We start from the raw sequence: 20,641 nt of genomic DNA, 5'->3' as shown, positions 1-20,641 counted from the left end.
AGCGCCGCTGCGGTTGCCATAGTGTCTTCGTGCTGGTCAGCCATGCCCCTGCCTTCATCTGCGCAATCGATAGGCGCGCGAAAAATTGCGCGCGCCGCAACTGACGCAGCTTTAGGCGATCACGGGCGCAGAGTCACGCACTTTTGCGTCAATAGGTCAGCATTGTTGACTATTGATCGGCTGGCCAGGTCATTTCGTCGCAGCCTGGGACATTTTCACGATCATGATAGTTCCGGTTCGGACCTACCTATTGACAAGCCATACCAGCGCCGCAGCGCCCGCGATGATGCGATACCAGGCGAAGGGCACGAATCCGTAGCGCGTGATGATCTTGAGGAACGCCTTGACCACCACCAGCGCCACGACGAACGATACGACGAAGCCGATCGCGATCGCGCCGAAATCATCGGGGGTGAGCATCTCGCGGTTCTTGTAGAGCTGCAGCACCGTCGCGCCGGTGAGCGTCGGCAACGCGAGGAAGAAGCTGAACTCCGCAGCCGTCTTGCGATCGACACCCATCGCCATCGCGCCCAGGATCGTCGCGCCCGAACGGCTGACGCCGGGGATCATCGCGATGCACTGGACGAGGCCGATGCCGATCGCGGTCTTGAACGGAACGCCGGAAACGCCGCCTGCATCACTCGTTTTCGCGAGCTTTTCGACCACCAGGATCGCCACTCCGCCGATGATCAGCGCCCAGGCGACGACCACCGCATTTTCGAGCAGCTTGTCAATCTGGTCGCCGAACGCCAGCCCCAGGATGACCGCCGGGAAAAAGGCGATCAGCAGGTTGCGCGTGAACGCCACCGCCGAGGGCTCCCAGCGCATCAGCCCGGCGAGCACGTCCATGAAGGTACGCCAGTAGAGCACCACGATCGCCAGGATCGCGCCCGGCTGGATCGCGATGTTGAACACCGCCCAGGCTTGGGCATCGAAGCCCAGCAGCTCGGTTGCCAGGATCAGGTGCCCGGTAGAGGAGACCGGCAGAAATTCGGTCAGACCTTCGACGATGCCCAGCAATATGGGGATAAGATACATTTCGATCATGCCGTCTTAAGAAGGGCGGCATGGGCGCAAGTCAACCAGTTATCGGGCGCTTATCAGGCGGAAAGGCTGGCCGTCAGCTTGGCGAATGCTTCCTGCGAAACCCCGGCGACACCCTCGCGCCAGCGCTGCGGATCGGCGGTCATCGTGTATTTGCGCGACTTGTTGGTGCCTACCCCGCCAAGAAAGCCGATGACGTTGCTCACCGTCTCCAGCGTCTTGGCCGTGCCGCCGGTGGTGTCCGCAAACGTGCCGTAATCGCCGCCCATCGCCACCGGCTCCTTGAGAACGACCGACCCGATCTTGCCGCCCGGAGCGAATACGGTCAGCTGGCTGGCATCGGGAAAGGCAGCAAGGCTCGACTTGACCTTGACCGATGAGCTGTTGGTGAACCAGCCGCCATAGCTGTCGGCATCGGCAAAATCGACCAGCAGCAGCGCGTTGATCACAGGCACGCCCGAGGATTTGGCGTAGGTTTTCGCGTTCATGCTGGCATTGACCACGCTCATGTTGAAGCTGAAATCGAACCCGCCGCCGGTCATGATGCCCAGCCATTCCTGCAGCACGATGGGATCGCCGAGCGCAGCGGGGCTGAACAGCCGTGCCCTGGCCTTGTCGTCGCGTCCGGTGATCAGCGTGCGCTCTTCGCCATTGGGCAGCGGCTTGACCTTGCTGCCATAGGCCGCGACCAGCCCCTGCCGGTCGGCGAGCATGATCCCCATGTCGGTCAGCCGGGTGGTGAACGCCGCATGGGCCGCTTCGGTCGCCTCCTTGAAATCGGCGTCAGAAAGACCCGCCAGATAGCTGCGCGCGGTCGACTTGCCGCCGAAACCGCCGCCCATCAGCCCGCCGCCCGCCTTGGCGCGGTCGATCCGCTCGGTGAGATAGCCGACCGCGAACGATCCGATCACCGCCTGGCGAACCCCAGCCAGCGCGGCGGGGTTCTTCACCGCGACCGGCGACTTGGCCTTCCCGGCAGCAAGCGCAGGCGCGGGCAGTGCGGCAAAGGCAGCAGCGCTGGCCGAGCCGATCAGAAAATTGCGGCGGTCGAGCGTCATTCATTCCCCCTTTGCCCAAGCGACGATCCCGGCGGGCGCTGAACCCGCCGGGATCGCCTTTTCATCACCTGTCACCGGCCAGCAGGGTCGCGGATTGCCGAATATTCGGTGGCCTGCGATGAAAAGCGGATGCTGCGTTGAACACAGGTCTAGTCCGTGCCCGGCCTCTGCCGCACCCCATTTGGGGGGGATTTGCAATGTCCGGCGATCAGAGGCTGACAGCCGGAGAATAATATGGCAGCATGACTGCCAATAAATAGCGCGGTGCAAGCGCGAGAGCAGGAGGGTGCACATGAAACGGGTGTGGAAAACGGGAGCGATGGCGCTGGCGCTGGTGAGTGGCGGAAACGCACAGGCACAGCTGACCGATGCCGAGCGCTCGGCGGTACTGGCGCGGCTTCCCGCCGACGACGGCAGCGACATGGCCGATGCCACGCGCGGCAAGATGGCCGAAATTCCCGGAGGCGTGATCAGGACCAGTGATGGCAGGACAGTCTGGGACGCATCCGCCTTCGATTTCCTCAAGGCCGAGACCGCACCTGCGACAGTCCACCCCTCGCTCTGGCGGCATGCACGGCTGAACCATATTCACGGCCTGTTCGAGATCGTGCCCGGCAAGGTCTGGCAGCTGCGCGGCTATGACATCTCGGTGATGACGATCATTTCGGGCAGGACCGGCTGGATCGTCATCGACCCGCTGCTTACCGAGGAAGCCGCCGCCGCCGCGATGCAGCTCGCGCAAGCCAAGATCGGCAAGCGGCCGATTTCCGCCGTGCTGTTCAGCCACAGCCATGCCGACCATTTCGGCGGGGTGGGCGGCATCATCACCGCCGACGAGGTGAAAAAGCGCAAGGTGCCGATCGTCGCGCCGCATGGTTTTGCCGAAGAGGCGGTGAGCGAGAATGTGCTCGCGGGCAACGCGATGACCCGGCGGTCTGCCTATATGTTCGGCACCGCGCTCGCGCCGGGAGCCGAGGGCCGGGTCGACAATGGCCTGGGCACCGGCCTGTCGATCGGTACCACCGGTTACATGGCGCCGACGATGCTGATCGGGCCTGAGGGCGGGCTCAAGACCATCGACGGGGTGCGCTTCGATTTCATGGATGCGGCGGGCACCGAGGCACCGGCCGAATTCCTGTTCTACCTGCCCGATTTCAAGGTGCTGCACACCACCGAGGTTTCGGTGAAGACGCTGCACAACATCCTCACCCTGCGCGGCGCGCAGGTGCGCGATGCGCTGCGCTGGTCGAAGATCATCGATGGTGCGCTGGTCAAATGGGGCGGCGAGGCGGAAATCCAGATCGCCTCGCACAACTGGCCGACCTGGGGCCAGGCGCGCGTGGCAAACTATCTGGAAAACCAGCGCGATGCCTATCGCTATGTCCATGACCGCACGCTCGCCCGCGCCAATGCCGGAATGACGCTGCACGAGGTGGCCGACGGCATCGCCGAGCCTTCCGCCCAGCAGGCTGCCTATGGCGCGCGCGGATATTACGGCACGATCAACCACAACATGAAGGCGACCTATCAGCGCTATTATGGCTGGTGGGACGGGGTTCCGGCGAACTTCAATCCGCTGCCACCGGTCGCGGCGGGCAAAGGCTATGTCGCGCTGGCAGGCGGCGCGGACAAGCTGCTCGAAGCAGGCAGAAAGGCACAAGGCGAGGGCAACCACCGCTGGGCCGCAGAGTTGCTCAATCACCTCGTCTTTGCCGATCCGGCCAACGCCGCCGCCAAGGCCGCGCTCGCGGACAGTTACGAGGCTTTGGGATTCGCCGCCGAATCGGGCACCTGGCGCAACTACTATCTGGCAGGCGCCGCGACGCTGCGCGGGACCGAACTGCCGCGCAAGGGATCGAGCACGCAGAGCCGCAGCTTCATCAGCGCCATTCCCACGGCGGAATTCTTCGACGCGCTGGCGACGCGCTTCGCTGCCGAACGCGCAGGCAACATGCGCGCAAGGATCAACTTCATCCTGCCCGATACGAAGGAAACGCTGGGCATCATGGTCAATGGGGATGTCGAGATCCCGCGTTACGGCACGACGCTGCCCGATGCCGATGCGACGGTGACGCTGAACCGCAAGGATTTCGATGGCATCGTCATCGGCGAGACCGATTTCCCGACGCTGATGAAATCGGGCGCGATGAAGATCGAAGGCGATTCGGGGCTGTTCCTGCGCTGGCTGATGCTGCACCCGCCGTTCGACCCGGCGTTCGCGGTGGTGACGCCCTGAGATCTATTCGGCAGTGAGCGGGCGGGCGAGCAGCGCAGCAACGGCATCGCCCGCCGCTACGTCGCCTGCCAGCAGCGCGCAGACGGTATCGACGATCGGCATTGCCACGCCGCGCGCCCTGGCGACGCGCTGGAGCACCGGCGCGGTGAACGCGCCTTCGGCCACCGTGGCGCGGTCGGCGAGCACATCCGCCGCCTTGCGCCCCTCGCCCAGCGCCTTGCCGAGCGAAAAATTGCGCGAGCTGACAGACGAGCAGGTCAGCACCAGATCGCCGAGGCCCGACAGGCCCGACAAGGTTTCCGCCTGCGCCCCGCATGCGAGGCCGAAGCGGGTCATCTCGGCAAAGCCGCGCGCGATCAGCGCCGCGCGCGCATTCTGGCCCAGGCCCAGCCCCTCGACCACGCCGCAGGCGATGGCGAGCACGTTCTTCACCGCGCCGCCGATCTCCGCGCCGATGATGTCGGTGCTGAAATAGGGCCGAAACGCCGGGCGCCAGACCATCGGCGCGATCCGGTCCCATTGCCCCTCATCGGCGCAGGCCAGCGTCACGGCGGTCGGCTGGCCGCGTGCGACCTCGTGCGCGAAGGTCGGGCCGGAAAGCACGGCGAGCGGCCGGCCCGGCGCGGCAGCGCGTGCGGTATCGACCATCAATTCGCCGGTCGCTTCCTCGATGCCCTTGCAGCACAGCACCAGATCGCCCGGCCCCTCGGGCAAGCCAACAAGCACGCGGCGCATATGCTGGGCGGGCGTGACGACCAGCAACAGCGGCAGACCAGCGAGCTCGGAAAGACTGCCCGTTGCGCGGATGGCAGGGTTGAGGTCTATGCCGCTCAGATAGGGGCTGTTGCGGTGGTCACGGTTGATCTCTTCGACCACCGGCGTCTCGAAAGCCCAGAGCAGCACCTCGCGCCCATCGCTCGCCAGCATCTGCGCCAGCGCGGTGCCCCAGGCCCCGCCGCCGATCACACCCAGGGTCCGATTGCTCATGCCTTCACCCCCGCCCCGCGCGCCGCTTCGGCTTCAGGATCGAGCGGCCAGCGCGGGCGCGCAGGCATATCGAGCGGATCGGTGAGGCCCAGCGCGAACCGCTCCGCGCCAGCCCAGCCGATCATCGCGGCATTGTCGGTGCACAGCCATAGCGGTGGGGCGACAAAGCCCATATCGTGCCGGGCCGCGAGCGCCTCAAGCGCCGAGCGGATCGCGCCATTCGCCGCCACCCCGCCTGCGACGACCAGGGTTTTGGGCTTACTCGGAACCCCACCCCCGTTTGTCCCGAGCGTGTCGAGGGACCCATCACAACCGTTCCGATCACGTCCCTCGACTTCAGCCAAAGGCTGAAGTTTATCCTGAGCGACGCCGACAGGCGGCGTCGAAGGGCTCGGGACAAACGGGGAGGGGCTTGAACTCGACTGCGAAAGCGCCTTTTCCAGCCGATCCACCAGACAATCCACCACCGCCTGCTGGAATGCCGCCGCTATATCCTCGGGCCGGTGCATCCCGCTCTGTGCCGCGCGCAGCACCGCGCTTTTCAGGCCGGCGAACGAGAAATGCGGCTCCGCGCTTCCGAGCAGCGGGCGCGGCAACGGAACCGCCTTCGGGTCGCCGGTCTTCGCCAGCGCCTCGACCCTCGGCCCGCCGGGATAGCCCAGGCCCAGGATCTTGGCGGTCTTGTCGAACGCCTCGCCCGCCGCATCGTCGATGGTCGTCGCCAGCCTGCGATACTGGCCCACGCCATCGACCCGCAGGATCTGGCAATGCCCGCCTGATACGAGCAGCAGCATGTAGGGGAATTCAAGCGCAGCATCGGCGAGGCGCGGCGAGAGCGCATGGCCCTCCAGATGGTTGACCGCGATCAGCGGCTTGCCTGCCGCCATCGCCAGCGCCTTGGCGGTGACCAGCCCGACCATAACCCCGCCGATCAGCCCGGGACCTGCCGTCGCGGCGATCGCATCGACATCGCCGAGTGACATGCCCGCATCGTTGAGCGCCGCCTCGATCAGCGGGGTGAGCGTCTGCACATGCGCGCGCGCCGCGATCTCGGGCACCACCCCGCCATAGGGGCGGTGCGCGTCTTCTTGCCCCGCCAGCCGGTGCGCCAATATGGTCCGGTCCGACCCGATCAGCGCCGCCGCGCTTTCATCGCAGCTCGATTCGATGCCCAGGATGATTGCCATAAGGCTTCCCCTTATCGGCATACGCCGCTAGCACAAGGGCATGGCGGATAAGATGATGACGGGCCTGCCCGAGGGGATAGCGGAAATTCTGGAGCAAAGGCCGATCCGGCTGGGCACGCGGGCGTCGCCGCTCGCCATGGCACAGGCGCGGATGACGGCAGCGGCGCTGCGGGAGCGATGGGGATTGGCCGAAGAGCAGGTCGAGCTGTCGCCCGTGGTGGCGAGCGGCGACCGCATTACCGACCGACCGCTCGCCGATGTCGGCGGCAAGGCGCTTTGGACGCGCGAGCTCGACTGGTCGCTGGGCGGCGGGGCAATCGACCTGTCGGTGCATTCGATGAAGGATGTCGAGACCGTACGCCCCGAAACCTTCCTGATCGCCGCGATGCTGCCGCGCGCCGATGTGCGCGACGTGCTGCTCGGCGCGACCAGCATCGAGGCGCTGCCCGAAGGCGCGCGCTTCGGCACCAGCTCGCCGCGCCGCGCCGCGCAGATCCGGTCGATGCGTCCGGACATCACCACCGTGCTGTTCCGCGGCAATGTCGCCACCCGGATTGGCAAGCTGCAGGCAGGCGAGGCCGATGCGACGCTGCTCGCGGCCGCCGGGCTCGACCGGCTGGGCGAGACGCTGGACGGCATGGTATCGGCGCGGCTCGACAGCGACACCTGGCTCCCCGCCCCGTCGCAGGGCGCGGTGGGCATCGAAGTGCGCAGCGACGATGCACCGATGCGCGCGCTGGTCGGCGGAATCGACCATGCCGAAACCTCGATCTGCGTGTTCGCAGAGCGTGCGCTGCTGCTTGCGCTGGGCGGCAACTGCCATTCTGCGGTGGCAGCGCTCGCCCGCATGGACGGCGATACGGTGCATCTGCGCGCAATACTCTATTCCGAGGATGGCGCGGACGAAGTCGGCGGCGAAACCCGCTTTACCGGCACCGATGCCGACGCTCCGGCGCGGCTTGCCGCCGAGCTGCTGGCGCGCGCACCGGCAACGATCACGAAATTGTTCGATCCGGGCTGATGGCTGCTCCGAGAATCATCGTGCTGCGGCCGCAGCCGGGGGCCATGGCGACCGCACAGGGCCTGCGCACAGCCGGACACGATCCATTGATCTCGCCGCTGTTCGTCATCGAACCGGTGGCATGGACCCCCGCCGACCCCCAGGCCTATGACGCCTTGCTCATCGGCAGCGCCAATGTCTTTCGCCACGGCGGTCCGGCGCTGGCCGACCTCAAGGGTGTTCCGGTCTATGCGGTAGGCGGCAAGACCGCACGCATGGCAACCGATCTGGGGTTCAAGGTGCGCGGACAGGGTACAGGCGGTCTTGCCGCCATGCTGCCGATGCTGGTCGAGGACGGGCATCTGCATGTGCTGCGCCTTGCTGGCGAGGACCGCGTCGATCTGCCCGCCACGCGGCTGGCGATCGACACCCGTATCGTGTACCGCTCGCGCGCGCTGCCGATGCCGGACGAACTGCGCAAGGCGCTGGCCGAGCCGGCCATCGTGCTGCTCCATTCGGCCCGCGCTGCCCAGCATTTCGGAGCTCTTGTGGATCAGGCCGGAATCGATCGCGGCCATATCAGCCTTGCTCTTTTTGCGCCGGCGCTGCTCGATGCAGCAGGCAAGGGCTGGGACAGGATCCGCGTGGCCGCTGCCGCCGATGACCGGGCCTTGCTGGACGCGGTCGCCATGCTGTGCCAGCATGGGGCGGACCCACAGGCGAAGATGCCGGAGACAGAATGAACGTTGACACCTCTCGCCAGGGAGCCTTCCGCCAGGGACAGGGGCCGAGCGGGCGCACCCTGATGATCATGCTGCTGCTGGCCTTTGTCGGCGGCGGCGTGCTCTCCGGCTGGATCTTCACGCGGTCGGGCTGGTTCGATCAGCCCGCGCCGCCGCAACCCGTGACCGACAGCAATGTCATTACCGCAGGACCTCCCGCCCCGCCCCAGGGCCCGGTTCCGCCCGCCATGGCGCCCGGCATGCTGACTGGCCCGGTGCCCCCGGGCGCGCTGGATCAGCGCGTCGCCGAGCTGGAAAACCGGTTGTCGCTGATCAATGTCCAGGCACAGGCGGCATCGGGCAATGCGGGCCGCGCCGAGGGTCTGCTCATCGCCTTTGCCGCGCGCCGCGCGCTCGATCGCGCGTCGGCGCTCGGCTATCTGGAAGGACAGCTGCAGCTGCGCTTCGGCGCGGCCCAGCCCAATGCCGTCGCCACCATCATCCGGGCATCGAAGAACCCGGTGACGATGGACCAGCTGCGCGCCCAGCTCGACGAGATCGGCCCCTCCCTGGTATCCGGCCAGGGCACGAACGAGGGATTCTGGGATGCCTTGCAGCGCGAGATGCGCGAACTGTTCGTAATCGAGCAGGAAGGCACCGTTTCGCAGACCCCGACCCAACGGGTGCAGCGCGCACGACGCTATCTGGAAGCCGGGCGGGTCGAGGCGGCGCTGGCCGAGATCGAGCAGCTGCCCGGCCGCACCAAGGCCGATGACTGGATGGCCAAGGCACGCAGCTATGCCGAAGCGCGCCGCGCGCTCGACATTATCGAGAGCGCCGCGATCCTCGAACCGCGCGGCCTGCGCGATGCGAGCGGCCAGCCGATCGAACAGCCCTCGCCGCTGGCCCCGCCCGCGAACTGACCGCGCAAGACCCGGTGCATGTCTGACTCCCTGCCGCTGACCATCGTGCTCGCAGGCGGGCAGTCGCAGCGCATGCAGGGTGAGGACAAGGCGCTGGCTGAAATAGGCGGACAGCGGATGATCGACCGGGTTCTGGACCGTCTGCGTCCGCAATCCGCCGCGATCTGGCTCTCGGCAAGGCACGATCATGCCACCGGGCTGCCGCATGTGCCCGATGATGCCGCGGGACCGGCTGGACCGGTCGGCGCCATCCGGTCGGTTGCCGGTGCGGTGATGCGCGGCGGTGGCCACAGTTTTGTGACCTGCCCGGTCGATGCCCCCTTTGTTCCGCATGATCTGGTGGCGCGTCTCACCGCGCAAGGTCCGCTCGCCATGGCGCGCACCGATGGCGCTTGGCAGCCGGTCTTTGCACTGTGGGACGCGCGTGCGGTGCTGGCCGCGCTCCCGCCGGAGCGGTGCTGCGAACGCTGGTCGCTCCAGCGGCTGGGCGAAACGGTCGGCATGCAAGCAGTCGATTTTGCCGACCCGGTGGCGCTGATGAACGTGAACACGCCCGAAGATCTGGCATGGGCCCGCGCGCATGCGCTTGATGAATCAGGGAAACGGCTTGGCGCAGCGGTATCAACGCGATATTCAGCATAATGAAAGCCGAAAAGCATATAGAGCGGCACTTTGCCGCCGCTCCCAGACACGGCGCGCAATAGGGAACACAGGGGCCAATCCGGCATGGCGGTGAAAGACAAGGGCGGTACGTCCGCACCCAGGAGCGGAGCCCGCCTATGGTTCTGGCGCATCGTCAAGATCGGTGCAGCAGCCTCGATATTCGGGCTGATCGCGCTGGTCGTCGCGGTAGCCACGGTCATGGGCTCGCTGCCCAGCTTCAACGATCTCAAATCCTCGCCCAATGGCCAGATGATCCTGGTCAAGGCCGCCGATGGCACCGAGATCATGCAGCTCGGCCCCAGCTTCGGCGAATGGCTGGATATCGAGGACATCCCGCAGGTGATGAAGGATGCGATGATCTCGGTCGAGGATCGGCGCTTTGCCTATCATCCCGGCGTCGACGTGATCGGCATCGGCCGCGCGATCTTCACCACCGCGAGCGGCGGCGGCCGGCTGCGCGCGACCTCGACGATCACGCAGCAGCTGGCGCGCAACATCTTCCTCAGCAACAGCCGATCCTATACCCGCAAGATCCGCGAGGGCATTCTCGCGCTCGCGCTCGAGCAGAAGTTCAGCAAGGACCAGATCCTCGAGCTCTACCTCAACAAGGTCTATTTCGGTGGCGGCGCCTATGGCGTCGATTCGGCCTCGCGCAAGTTCTTCAACCATGATGCGACCAGCCTTTCATTGGCCGAGGCCGCGATCATCGCCGGGCTGGTCAAGGCCCCGTCGCGCTATTCGCCCACCGCAGATACGGAAGCTGCGATCGGCCGTGCCGGCGTGGTGCTGCAGGTGATGCAGGATGTCGGCACGATCACGCCAGCGCAAGCTGCTGGCGCCGATCTGGAAGAGGTCAGGTTCGCACCGGAAAAAGCGCAGAATTCGGTGCGCTATTTCACCGACTGGGCGCTGCCGCAGCTCGATACGCTGATCGAGGACAATGGCGAGCCGATCGTGGTGTGGACAACGCTGGACCTCAACATGCAGCGCGCAGGCACCAACGCGATCCAGGCCTATGTGCCTGGCGGCGCGCAGGGCGCATTGGTCGCGCTCGACCGGGACGGCGCGGTGCGTGCGATGGTCGGCGGCACCGATTACGTCACCTCCAATTACAACCGCGCCACCAGCGCGCTGCGCCAGCCGGGATCGGCCTGGAAGCTGTTCGTCTACATGTCGGCGCTCGAGGCGGGCTACAAGCCCGAGGATATCGTCACCGACGCGCCGATTACGATCGGCGGCTGGACCCCGCGCAACAGCGGCGGCAGCTATGCCGGCGACATCTCGCTGCGCACCGCCTTTGCCTATTCGAAGAACACCGTTGCCGCACGCATCGGCGAGGATGTCGGCACCAGCACCATCGCCAACATGGCCCGCCGCTTCGGCATCACCACCCCGATCACCACCCTGCCCTCGATGGTGCTGGGATCGTCCGAGGTGCGCGTGATCGACATGGTGCGCGCGTTTGCCGGGGTCAGCTCGGGCGGCGTCGCAATCCAGCCCTATGGCATTACCAAGGTCACGACGAGCAAGGGCGAGCTTCTGTACCAGCATGAGGCAGACCTGAGCCAGGTGCTCGTCCCCCCCTATGTCACCGCCGGGATGACCGACCTGCTGCAGACCGCCGTGAACGTCGGCACGGGTCGCGCGGCGCAAATTGGCCGTCCGGTTGCTGGCAAGACCGGGACAACGAACAGCAACAAGGACGGCTGGTTCCTCGGCTTTTCGAGCGGCATCACCACCGGTGTGTGGATGGGCCGGGACGATGCAAGGCCGGTGGGCGGCCTGCAGGGCGGCACCGCGCCCGCGCGCGCCTTCGCCGCGTTCATGAAGGTGGCTGTCGCCAAGCGCAAGGTGGAGCCGTTCGAGACCGAGCCCACCCTGCCCGAATCGGAGCTGGAGCCCGATGACGAGGCCTATTTCGGCTCGCCCGACGATGTCATCTTCATCGACGAGAACGGCAATGCCATTGAGCCCGGCGCAGGCCCCGGCCTCCCCCAGACCGGCGGCGGCATCCCCGGCGAGGTGCAGCAGCCCGAGCGGCTCGACGAGAATTTCATCGATCGCGCGCTGGGCCGCGACACCCCGCCGCAGCGCCCGCAGGTCCGCCAGGCCGAACCCAGGCCCCCGGTGCGCAGGCCTCCACCGAACCCGCAGGAGGATCGGGCGGCGCCGAGGCTGCGCGATGAGGATGAGGGGCAGTAGGCTGGGTGCGGAGGGCGTATTACGGTTGGCGAAGCCGCTGCTCGTCCAAGATGATCTCCGCCGCTGCTGACACTTCAAAATTTCCGGTCTCAACGAGATGTACCAGCAGATCGACGATTGACGAACAATCGTAGTTTTCGAGGCAATACAGCAGCGTGCCGCGATTGTTCAAGAGTTCAGGTCGCTGGATCAGCCTGACGAGTGAATCAAAAAGCCGGGGGTCTTTTGTATCAGAAAGCTCCAATGCGAGAGAGTTGCGCTCTTGGTGACAATCAGTCACCTCAAGGCGGCGCAACTTCTCGACGATCTCGTCTTCAAACATTGATTCAAATTGGCAGAATGCGCCAATATCCGCAACAGCGTCACAGGCAGAATGGCAAGTCTCGGCCAGTTTAGGTTCTGAACCGCCCCACCACCGCTCAGCCTGAGCCTGTCGAAGACCTCGCTATTACGGCCGCGTGCGTGCACGGCCCCCTCTCCCAGCTTCGCCTAATTCGCTGCGCTCATAAGGCTTCGCAACCCTCTCCCTCGAGGGGAGAGGGGAACGTGGCGCGCTGATCGCACACCCCCAAACGCAATCCGGCCCGGAAGCTTGCGCTGCCGGGCCGGATCGGTTGTCAGTGGTTCGAAGCGTCGTAAAGCTCAGTGCTTCACGCCTGCCCAGACGTTGCGATAGGCCATATAGCCCAGCCCCGTCGCGATGATCAGGAAGATCAGCACGGCCCAGCCGGTCTGGTGGCGCTTTTCGAGCGTGGGCTCGGCGGTCCACACCAGGAACGCGGCGACGTCCTTGGCCATCTGTTCGCGGGTGGCGTTGGTGCCGTCCGAATAGGTGACGATGCCGTCGCTGCCCAGGGGGTTGGCCATCGCGATGTTCAGGTTCGCGAAGTACGGATTGTAGTTGAGGCCCGGTCCCGGCATCGCGTCGGGGAACTTCTTGGCGAGTTCCGCCGGCGGCTCCTGATAACCGGTGAGCAGCGAATAGACATAGGCCGCACCGCCGTGACGCGCCTTGGTGATCAGCGAAAGATCAGGCGGCAGGGCGTTGTTATTGGCGGCGCGCGCTGCAGTTTCGTTCGCGTGCGGCGAGGGGATGTAATCCGAAGCGATCGACGGACGCGTGGTCGGCTCGCCCGTGGCCGGGTCGATCGACGGCGTCTGGGTCGGCCAGTTGGCAGCGATCGCCTTCACTTCGTCTTCGGTATAGCCAAGCTCGGTCAGGTTGCGGAACGCGACCAGACGCATCGAGTGGCAGGCCGAGCAGACTTCCTTGTAGACCTGGAAGCCGCGCTGCAGCTGCTGACGATCGAACTTGCCCATCGGGCCATCACTGCTCAGCGCCAGCTTCTTGGGGTGGAGGTGGAATTCATGCTCTGCCGTCGGCTGGGGCGGCTCGCTGATATAGGCGGCCGCACCGACACCGAAGGAGACCAGCAGCCAGCCGCTGAAGAACAGCCCGACCAAAAATGCACCAATGCGAATCATGTCGAATGACTTTCCTTTTAGCGTCTGGGCTTATTCGGCCGGCTGCAGCACAGGGCCGCCTGCCGTGCCGGAGCTGGCCTTGCCGAGCACGCTTTCCGTGATCGAGAAGGGCAGCGGCTTGGGCTTTTCGATCTTCGAGATGATCGGCAGGATGATCAGGAAGTGTGCGAAATAATAAGCCGAAGCCAGCTGGCTGAGCATCACATAGGGTTCTTCAGCCGGTGCACCGCCCAGATAGCCGAGCAGCAGCACGTCCAGCACCAGGATGATGAAGAAGGTGCGGAAAAGCGGGCGATAGTTGCCCGAACGGACGGGCGAACGATCGAGCCAGGGCAGGAAGAACAGCAGCAGGATCGATGCGAACATCGCCAGCACACCGAGCAGCTTGGCCGGCACGATGAAGAAGTCGAAGGTGAAGGCGCGCAGGATCGCGTAGAACGGCCAGAAATACCATTCGGGAACGATGTGCGCCGGGGTCGAGAGCGGGTTGGCGGGGATGTAGTTGTCCGGGTGACCCAGCGCGTTCGGCGCGAAGAACAGCACCGAGCAGAACAGGATCAGGAACACGCCCAGGCCGAAACCGTCCTTTGCCGTGTAATAGGGGTGGAACGGCACGGTGTCCGATTCCTGCTTCACTTCCACGCCGGTCGGGTTCGACGAACCGGGAATGTGCAGCGCCCAGATGTGCAGGATGACGACACCGGCAATGACGAACGGCAGCAGATAGTGCAGCGAGAAGAAGCGGTTCAGCGCAGCATTGTCAGGCGCAAATCCGCCCAGCAGCCACTGCTGGATCGGCTCGCCGACCAGCGGGATCGCGCCGAACAGGCCGGTGATCACCTTGGCACCCCAGAAGCTCATCTGACCCCAGGGAAGCACATAGCCCATGAAGGCGGTCGCCATCATCAGCAGGAAGATGACCAGGCCGAGCAGCCAGATCATTTCGCGCGGCGCCTTGTAAGAGCTGAAATAGAGGCCGCGAAAGATGTGGATGTAGACGACGATGAAGAAGAAGCTGGCGCCGTTGGCGTGCGCATAGCGCAGCATCCAGCCCCAGTTCACGTCGCGCATGATGTGCTCGGTGGAATCGAAGGCGACCAGCGCGTTGGGCGCATAGTGCATCGCCATGATGATGCCGGTGACGATCTGGATCGTCAGGGCGATCCCGGCGAGCACGCCGAAATTCCAGAAATAGTTGAGGTTGCGCGGCACAGGATAGCCGCCGCCGATGGCGCCGTAGACCAGACGGGGGAGCGGCAGGCGCTCATCCAGCCATTTGGTCAGATCGGACTTCGGTTCGTAGTGCTTGGCCCAGGAAAAGCTCATCTCTTATGCTCCTCAACCGATCTTGATGACAGTATCTGACAGGAACGCGAATTCCGGCACTTCAAGGTTGGCCGGCGCCGGACCCTTGCGGATGCGGCCGGCGGTATCATAGTGCGAACCATGGCACGGGCAGAAATAGCCGCCGAATTCGCCCTTTACCTCACCCTGCGCTGCGCCCAGCGGCACGCAACCCAGATGGGTGCAGACGCCCAGCGTGACCAGCCAGTTGGTCTTGCCGTCGACGGTGCGCTCTTCCAGAGTCTGCGGGTCGCGCAGCGAATCCACCGGCACCTTGTCCGCCGCAGCGATTTCCGCGGGCGTCAGGTTGCGGATGAACACGGGCTGTTTTCGAAACACGGTCTTGATCGCCTGACCGGGTTGCACCGCCGAAATGTCGACTTCGGTCGAGGACAGCGCGAGCACGTCCTTGCTGGGCGCCATCTGCGTGATCAGCGGGATGAGCACGGTGGCACCACCCACGCCAGCAAAGCTGACGGCGGCGATATTGATGAAATCGCGGCGGCGGACGCCATCGGATTCGACGGCAGCGGTGCCATCCTGATTCATCGTGACTTGTTCTGCCATGTCGCTAACCTGACCCTCAAGTTATTGAAAAGGATACGTTTATTATCGATGTAGGAAGCGGCATGGCACGGCTTTGCCCCTGGCCCGTCCGCATGATTGCGCGCCAGATAGACGCAAAATCGTCATCTTGCCAACAAGGAAATTGGGGCTTTGCTGCATAGCGGCCATCTATCATGCCCCTGTCATCAACCATTTTTTCCTTCCGGGCCTCCGCCCCCGGTGACAGCCGCGACGCACGCGCTATGAAGGCACGATGCGGATTGCCCTGTACCAACCTGAAATTGCCGGGAATGTCGGTGCCATCCTGCGGCTGGCTGCATGCATGGGGGTTCCGGTCGAAATCATCGAGCCGTGCGGTTTCGTGTTCGACGACAAGCGGCTGAAGCGGGCGGCGATGGATTATGGCCCGCTGGCCGCGATGACCCGCCACACCGACTGGCCGAGCTTTCAGGCGTTTGTGCGCGACAGCGGCGCACGGCTCGTGCTGATGAGCAGCAAGGCTTCGCACAGCATCTATCGCACCGCATTTCAAGACAACGACATCCTGCTGATGGGCTCTGAAAGCGCCGGCGTTCCGGATCACGTGCGCGATGCCTGCGACCTTCAGACGACCATTCCGATGACGCCGGGTGTCCGATCGCTGAACATATCGGTGGCCACCGGCATTGCGCTGGGCGAAGCACTGCGGCAGACACGAAGACTGGGTGAGGCGTGATTGGCCATCACCGAAAAGGGGAGCGCGATGACTGACTGGACCGAACACAAGCCAAAGGCCCGCGCCTGGTTCGAAAGCCTGCGCGATGCGATCTGCGCCGAGTTCACTGCGATCGAGCGCGAAGCGGGCAGCGACGCGAGCTTCGAATACACCCCCTGGGAGCGGACCGAGGCGGACGGATCGCCGGGCGGTGGCGGCGTGCGCGGGCTTATCAAGGGCAAGGTCTTCGAAAAGGCAGGCGTCAACGTGTCGACCGTCGAGGGCCGGTTCAGCGAGGAGTTCGCCAAATCGATCCACGGCGCGGGCGATGACCCGCGCTTCTTTGCGACCGGAATAAGCCTGGTCGCCCATATGTCGAATCCGCACGTGCCTGCGGTGCATATGAACACCCGTTTTCTTGTGACCACCAAGGCATGGTTCGGCGGTGGAGCCGATCTCAACCCACCTTTGCCTTACGCGCAAGATACGGATGATTTTCACGCCCGGATGCAGGCCGCGTGCGACAAGCACAATCCGGACTATCACGCGAAGTTCAAAGCATGGGCGGACGACTATTTCTACATCCCCCACAGAGGCGTGCACCGCGGCGTGGGCGGCATTTTCTACGATCACCTGGAGTGCCCGGACGAGGCGGCGTTCGACGCCAATTTTTCCTTCACGCAGGATGTCGGCCGCGCGTTTCTCGACATTTTCCCCGCTTTGGTCCGCCGCCGCATGGGTCAGGAATTTTCGCCGGCAGAAAAGCACCAGCAGCTGGTCTGGCGCGGCCGCTATGCCGAATTCAACCTGATCCATGACCGGGGGACATTGTTCGGCCTCAAGACCGGCGGCAATATCGACGCGATCCTGATGAGCCTGCCACCTGAAGCAGTGTGGGAATGACGTGATGACCGTCGAGCGGCTGGACCATGTCAATATCGTTGCCGATGACCTCATGGGCACGGCGCAGTTTTATGCAGAACTGCTAGATCTCGACATCCGGCTGGCCCCGCCGCCGCTGACGCCCGAGAATGCGCGCTGGGCCTATGACCGCAACGGCCAGGCGGTCATCCACATCAACAGCGTCGATTGCCCTCGTCGCTTCGACCGCGAAATAGTGTCCGGCCCCACCGGTTCGATTCACCATATCGCCTTCCGCTGCCAGGGTTTCGACGCCGTGGAAGCGAAACTGAAGGCCCGCGGTGCGCAATATTCGGCCAGCGAGGTCAAGGCCAATGGCCTGCGGCAGCTGTTCACGCTCGACCCCAATGGCGTATTGCTGGAGCTGAACTTCTTTTCAGGTTGAAGATCCGGCGCAAAGGGAGCCTGTTGATGACGGTCCACTCGATCCACACCGCCCCTGTGCATCTGGGCTTGGATGCACGCGCGCTGCCGCAATCTGCGATGACCGGCATGCAATGGTATGCCGATTATGAAGCGCGGACCGCCAGTGACGGCGCGGAAGGGCGGCTGGTTTCCCAGTTCACCTTCAACGAGCCATGGACGATGTGGGAAATGCACCCGAACGGCGATGAAATGGTGCTGTGCCTAGCGGGCCATATGACGCTGCACCAGGAAGCAGCCGACGGATCGGTGAGGACGCTGGAGCTTGGCCCCGGCGACTATGCGATCAACCCGCCCGGCGTCTGGCACACGGCAGATGTCGCCGGCGAGGCGACGGCCTTGTTCATCACCGCAGGCATGGGGACCGTACACCGCGCACGATGAGGCGCGTCGGGGCCGCCGCTCTTCCTCGTCACCCATTGACAGCCGCACGGCTTGCCGCCAATCCCGCCGCCCATGGCGAGTGCATCTGCCCCTCTTCTTGACGAACGCTTCGGTCTCGACCGGCGGATCACGCTGCTCGGGCCGTTGCCGCTCGATTGCGGAGCGGCGCTTGCGCCGGTGCAGATCGCCTATGAAACCTATGGCGCGCTCAATGCCGACAAGAGCAACGCGATCCTGATTTGCCATGCGCTGACCGGGGACCAGTATGTCGCCTCGACCCACCCGATCACCGGCAAGCCTGGCTGGTGGCAGCGGCTGGTGGGGGAAGGCAAGCCGGTCGATCCGGCGCGCGACTTCATCATCTGCGCCAATGTGATCGGCAGCTGCATGGGTTCGTCGGGCCCGGCGACGGTCAACCCCGCCACGGGCGAGCCCTGGGGCATGGACTTTCCGGTCCTCTCGATCGCAGACATGGTCCGCGCGCAGGCGCTGCTGCTCGATTATCTCGGTATTCCGGTGCTGTCCGCCGTGATCGGCGGGTCGATGGGGGGCATGCAGGCGATCAGCTGGCCGGTGCTCTATCCCGATCGGGTGCGCGCGGCTCTGGTCATCGCCTCGACCGCGCGCCATTCGGCACAGAATATCGCGTTTCACGAGGTCGGTCGTCAGGCGATCATGGCCGATCCGCGCTGGCGCAAGGGCGCCTATTATGCCGATGGCGACGTTCCGGCATCGGGCCTGGCCGTGGCGCGCATGGCGGCGCATATCACCTATCTGTCCGAGGCGGGGCTGACCGAGAAATTCGGGCGCCGCTTGCAGGATCGCAGTGGCCAGGGTGCCAGCCAGGACTGCAGCGGCAGCGGCTTCGGCTTCGATGCGGATTTCCAGATCCAGAGCTATCTGCGTCACCAGGGCATCAGCTTTGTCGACCGGTTCGACGCCAACAGCTATCTCTACATTACCCGCGCGATGGACTATTTCGACCTTGCCGAGCCCTATGACGGCGTGCTGGCCAATGCCTTCATGGGCACGAAGACGCGCTTCTGCCTGATCAGCTTCGATACCGACTGGCTCTATCCCACTGCAGAATCGCGCCGTATCGTCCACGCGCTCAATGCCGCAGGCGCAGAGGTCAGCTTCGTCGAGCTGTCCTCACCCTTCGGCCATGATGCCTTCCTGCTCGACTGCCCCGAAATGAACCGGATCGTCGATGGCTTCCTTCGCGCCGGGGCCAATCCATGAGCGCATTGCGCCCCGACCTTCAGATCATTGCCGAGAATGTGACCGCCGGCGCGCGCGTGCTCGATGTCGGTTGCGGCGATGGTGCGCTGATGGCGGCGCTGCGCGACAGGGCCGGGGTCAGCGCACGCGGGCTGGAGCTGAACCCTACCAATGTCAGCGCGGCGGTGACGCGCGGGCTTTCGGTCATCCAGGGCGATGCCGACACCGATCTTGCCGATTATCCTTCGGACAGTGTCGACTATGCGATTCTCAGCCAGACGCTGCAGACGACGCGTGCGCCGCATCTGGTGCTGGAGGAACTGCTGCGGATCGGGCGGCAGGCGTTCGTCAGCTTCCCCAATTTCGCCCATTGGCGCATCCGCCTGTCACTGCTCACGCAGGGCAGGATGCCAGTCACCCGGCTGCTGCCCGAAAGCTGGTACGACACGCCCAATATCCATCACGTCAGCATTGACGATTTCCGGGATCTCATCGCATCGCGCGGCTGGACCTGCGATGGCGAGTGGTTCCTTTCGGGCGGCAAGCCCACCGCGCGCGGCATGGCCAATCTGCTGGCCGAACACGCGGTCTTCCTGTTGAGGCGCTGAAACGATGAAAATCGGGATTATCGGAGCGGGTCTGGCCGGGCTGACCGCCGCGCGGCACCTGGCGGATGCAGGTCATGCCATCACCCTGTTCGACAAGGCGCGGGGACCGGGTGGCCGCATGTCGACGCGGCGCACCGAAACCCCACAGGGAATGGCGTTCTTCGATCATGGCGCGCAATATTTCACCGTGCGCGATCCGGGTTTTGCCGAAACCGTGACACGCTGGGAGGCGGACGGCATCGTCGCGCGCTGGCCGGCTGCGGATGAAAATGCCTGGGTTGGTATGCCGGGAATGAACGCCATCATCAAGGCCGAGGCTGCCCCGCATGACGTCCGCTGGAATTGCCGGATCGAAAGCATCGCGCGCGAAGGCACGGGCTGGCGTCTGACGCATGCCGAGGGTGACGAGATTTTCGATGCCGCAATCGTCGCGGTTCCGGCCGAACAGGTTGCGCCACTGCTGGATGAGCACGCTCCCGAATGGGCAGCGCTCGCCGAGCAGACCGTGTCGAAGCCTTGCTGGACAGTGATGGCGGCGTTCGCCGATCGGGTCGATCATGCGGCGGATGTGCTGCGCAATGACGGCGCCATCGGCTGGGCCGCGCGCAACAGCGCCAAGCCGGGTCGCACGGGGCCGGAAAGCTGGGTGATCCAGGCGTCGCCGGACTGGTCGACCGAGCATCTGGAAGACGAGGCCGGCGATGTGATCGCCGCGCTGATGACGGATCTGGCGCGGGCCACTCGATCTGCACTTCCGGACACAGTGGTCGTCCAGGCGCATCGCTGGCGCTACGCGCTGTCGGGCGCGGCGGGCCGGACGCTGCTGTGGGATGAAGGATCGAGGCTGGGGGTGTGCGGCGACTGGCTGGTCGGACCCCGGATCGAGAGCGCCTGGGTCTCGGGCCGGACGCTTGCGGCAGCGATGCTGCGCTAGTCGGTTCGCCCGAAGATCAGACGATCGCGCCGGGGCCG

The 20,641-nt window shown here is 65.0% G+C and carries 21 protein-coding genes; 13 read left to right on the top strand and 8 right to left on the bottom strand.

Annotated features, from left to right (window positions below):
• Positions 1-243: 243 nt before the first annotated feature.
• Both C7451_RS04310 and C7451_RS04305 read right to left on the bottom strand, forming a co-directional pair.
• The gene (locus C7451_RS04310; protein ID WP_110297748.1) at positions 244-1,047 is read right to left on the bottom strand and encodes an undecaprenyl-diphosphate phosphatase; all 804 of its coding nucleotides are present in this window, start codon (positions 1,045-1,047) and stop codon (positions 244-246) included.
• A gap of 53 nt (positions 1,048-1,100) precedes the next feature.
• Positions 1,101-2,102 carry a hypothetical protein gene (locus C7451_RS04305; protein WP_110297747.1) on the bottom strand — a complete coding sequence of 334 codons (1,002 nt, stop codon included), beginning with the start codon at positions 2,100-2,102 and terminating at the stop codon, positions 1,101-1,103.
• Positions 2,103-2,394: 292 nt separating this feature from the next.
• Here C7451_RS04305 and C7451_RS04300 point away from each other — a divergent pair, with 292 nt between their 5' ends.
• Positions 2,395-4,338, top strand: a complete 1,944-nt coding sequence (locus tag C7451_RS04300; protein WP_244181586.1) for an alkyl/aryl-sulfatase — start codon at positions 2,395-2,397, stop codon at positions 4,336-4,338.
• Positions 4,339-4,341: 3 nt separating this feature from the next.
• On the opposite strand, the gene C7451_RS04295 is transcribed toward C7451_RS04300, so the two are convergent.
• Together C7451_RS04295 and tsaD are read right to left on the bottom strand one after the other, a co-directional pair.
• The gene (locus C7451_RS04295; RefSeq protein WP_110297745.1) at positions 4,342-5,325 is read right to left on the bottom strand and encodes an NAD(P)H-dependent glycerol-3-phosphate dehydrogenase; all 984 of its coding nucleotides are present in this window, start codon (positions 5,323-5,325) and stop codon (positions 4,342-4,344) included.
• A complete protein-coding gene (gene tsaD, locus C7451_RS04285; protein WP_244181584.1) occupies positions 5,322-6,512 on the bottom strand; it encodes a tRNA (adenosine(37)-N6)-threonylcarbamoyltransferase complex transferase subunit TsaD in 1,191 nt (396 codons plus the stop codon). The genes C7451_RS04295 and tsaD overlap by 4 nt, the downstream gene beginning before the upstream one ends.
• Before the next feature lie 40 nt (positions 6,513-6,552).
• Here tsaD and hemC point away from each other — a divergent pair, with 40 nt between their 5' ends.
• The 5 genes from hemC (at position 6,553) to C7451_RS04260 (ending at position 12,022) form a co-directional block, all read left to right on the top strand.
• Positions 6,553-7,533, top strand: coding sequence for a hydroxymethylbilane synthase (gene hemC, locus C7451_RS04280; RefSeq protein ID WP_244181582.1), 981 nt, complete (start codon positions 6,553-6,555; stop codon positions 7,531-7,533).
• Positions 7,533-8,255 (top strand): uroporphyrinogen-III synthase, encoded by a 723-nt coding sequence (locus C7451_RS04275; protein ID WP_110297744.1) that lies wholly within the window; start codon positions 7,533-7,535, stop codon positions 8,253-8,255. The genes hemC and C7451_RS04275 overlap by 1 nt, the downstream gene beginning before the upstream one ends.
• Complete coding sequence (locus C7451_RS04270) at positions 8,252-9,157, top strand: mitofilin family membrane protein (protein WP_110297743.1); 906 nt, start codon at positions 8,252-8,254, stop codon at positions 9,155-9,157. The genes C7451_RS04275 and C7451_RS04270 overlap by 4 nt, the downstream gene beginning before the upstream one ends.
• An 18-nt stretch (positions 9,158-9,175) precedes the next feature.
• Positions 9,176-9,799 carry an NTP transferase domain-containing protein gene (locus C7451_RS04265; RefSeq protein ID WP_110297742.1) on the top strand — a complete coding sequence of 208 codons (624 nt, stop codon included), beginning with the start codon at positions 9,176-9,178 and terminating at the stop codon, positions 9,797-9,799.
• 84 nt (positions 9,800-9,883) lie between these two features.
• The gene (locus tag C7451_RS04260; protein ID WP_110297741.1) at positions 9,884-12,022 is read left to right on the top strand and encodes a transglycosylase domain-containing protein; all 2,139 of its coding nucleotides are present in this window, start codon (positions 9,884-9,886) and stop codon (positions 12,020-12,022) included.
• A 19-nt stretch (positions 12,023-12,041) separates the two neighbouring features.
• On the opposite strand, the gene C7451_RS04255 is transcribed toward C7451_RS04260, so the two are convergent.
• The 4 genes from C7451_RS04255 to petA all read right to left on the bottom strand — a co-directional run bounded on the left by C7451_RS04255 (position 12,042) and on the right by petA (position 15,418).
• On the bottom strand, positions 12,042-12,344 hold the full coding sequence (locus tag C7451_RS04255) for a hypothetical protein (RefSeq protein ID WP_110297740.1): 303 nt from the start codon (positions 12,342-12,344) through the stop codon (positions 12,042-12,044).
• Between the two features lie 320 nt (positions 12,345-12,664).
• Positions 12,665-13,507 carry a cytochrome c1 gene (locus C7451_RS04250; protein WP_110297739.1) on the bottom strand — a complete coding sequence of 281 codons (843 nt, stop codon included), beginning with the start codon at positions 13,505-13,507 and terminating at the stop codon, positions 12,665-12,667.
• 30 nt (positions 13,508-13,537) lie between these two features.
• Entirely contained in the window at positions 13,538-14,833 is a 1,296-nt protein-coding gene (locus tag C7451_RS04245) for a cytochrome b (RefSeq protein WP_110297738.1), read from the bottom strand.
• Between the two features lie 12 nt (positions 14,834-14,845).
• On the bottom strand, positions 14,846-15,418 hold the full coding sequence (petA, locus tag C7451_RS04240; RefSeq protein ID WP_110297737.1) for a ubiquinol-cytochrome c reductase iron-sulfur subunit: 573 nt from the start codon (positions 15,416-15,418) through the stop codon (positions 14,846-14,848).
• Positions 15,419-15,671: 253 nt separating this feature from the next.
• Between petA and C7451_RS04235 the strand changes: the two genes are divergently transcribed.
• From C7451_RS04235 to C7451_RS04205, 7 genes are all read left to right on the top strand, one after another.
• Positions 15,672-16,133, top strand: a complete 462-nt coding sequence (locus tag C7451_RS04235; RefSeq protein ID WP_110297736.1) for a tRNA (cytidine(34)-2'-O)-methyltransferase — start codon at positions 15,672-15,674, stop codon at positions 16,131-16,133.
• A gap of 27 nt (positions 16,134-16,160) precedes the next feature.
• Entirely contained in the window at positions 16,161-17,015 is an 855-nt protein-coding gene (gene hemF, locus C7451_RS04230) for an oxygen-dependent coproporphyrinogen oxidase (protein WP_110297983.1), read from the top strand.
• Between the two features lie 4 nt (positions 17,016-17,019).
• The gene (locus C7451_RS04225) at positions 17,020-17,418 is read left to right on the top strand and encodes a VOC family protein (RefSeq protein WP_110297982.1); all 399 of its coding nucleotides are present in this window, start codon (positions 17,020-17,022) and stop codon (positions 17,416-17,418) included.
• A 26-nt stretch (positions 17,419-17,444) separates the two neighbouring features.
• Complete coding sequence (locus tag C7451_RS04220; protein WP_110297981.1) at positions 17,445-17,840, top strand: cupin domain-containing protein; 396 nt, start codon at positions 17,445-17,447, stop codon at positions 17,838-17,840.
• Between the two features lie 72 nt (positions 17,841-17,912).
• Positions 17,913-19,082 carry a homoserine O-acetyltransferase MetX gene (metX, locus tag C7451_RS04215; protein ID WP_110297735.1) on the top strand — a complete coding sequence of 390 codons (1,170 nt, stop codon included), beginning with the start codon at positions 17,913-17,915 and terminating at the stop codon, positions 19,080-19,082.
• On the top strand, positions 19,079-19,669 hold the full coding sequence (metW, locus tag C7451_RS04210; RefSeq protein ID WP_110297734.1) for a methionine biosynthesis protein MetW: 591 nt from the start codon (positions 19,079-19,081) through the stop codon (positions 19,667-19,669). The genes metX and metW overlap by 4 nt, the downstream gene beginning before the upstream one ends.
• 4 nt (positions 19,670-19,673) lie before the next feature.
• Positions 19,674-20,603 carry an NAD(P)/FAD-dependent oxidoreductase gene (locus C7451_RS04205; RefSeq protein ID WP_110297733.1) on the top strand — a complete coding sequence of 310 codons (930 nt, stop codon included), beginning with the start codon at positions 19,674-19,676 and terminating at the stop codon, positions 20,601-20,603.
• The last annotated feature ends 38 nt before the right edge of the window (positions 20,604-20,641 follow it).

The sequence above is a fragment of the Blastomonas natatoria genome (assembly GCF_003201955.1).
Taxonomy (GTDB): Bacteria; Pseudomonadota; Alphaproteobacteria; order Sphingomonadales; family Sphingomonadaceae; genus Blastomonas; species Blastomonas natatoria.
This window is presented reverse-complemented; position numbering and strand designations above follow the sequence as displayed.